At 61.6% G+C, this 631-nt stretch carries 1 protein-coding gene; it reads right to left on the minus strand.

The features are described 5' to 3' along the window. On the minus strand, window positions 1-631 hold a 631-nt coding region (locus tag NM2_RS50625; protein WP_501193641.1), incomplete at both ends, for a beta-propeller fold lactonase family protein.

Below are 631 nucleotides of genomic sequence, written 5' to 3' on the forward strand. Positions count from 1 at the left end.
CCACATCGATGATCGAGTCCGTGCCGTCCGCGAAATTGGTCGTCAGCAACCGCTTGCCGTCGGGCGTCACCGCCAGCCACTCCGGCGACAAGCCGACCGTGATGGGCTCGCCGACGAATCCGCCTGTCGCCAAGTCCATCTGGTAAACGTGATGCAGGCCCGCGATCCACATGAACCTGCCATCGGGACTCGGAATCGCATATCCGATCGGCTCACCCGCCGGCAGCGTCGAATAGGTGCGCACCACCTCGTCGGTCTTCGTATCGATCTTCTCGATCGTGAAGCCCTGAATCGTGCTGAGGTACAACCACCTGCCGTCGGGCGAGAGGTTCGTCAGCGGAAACAGGCCACCCGGCCGCGGGATCGTCTTCACGATCTGCCCGGTGCAGGGATTGACGACCTTGGTGTTGGCATCGGTGACGAACCACTGGTCGACATACAACTTGGAACCGTCGTTGACCGGGGTGACATTGGAGGGCACCCGAAAACCGGGAATATACCGTTGCACCCGAAGATCTTTGGTATCGATCACCGACACCGAGTTGTAGTCGGTGTCCAGATTGGTCGAGTACGCGAGGTGTTCGGCTCCGCCCGGCTGGCAGGATCCCGGGTCACCCGCATTGCCCTGGGC

The sequence above is a fragment of the Nocardia miyunensis NBRC 108239 genome (genome assembly GCF_001613065.1).
GTDB classification, from domain to species: Bacteria; Actinomycetota; Actinomycetes; order Mycobacteriales; family Mycobacteriaceae; genus Nocardia; species Nocardia miyunensis.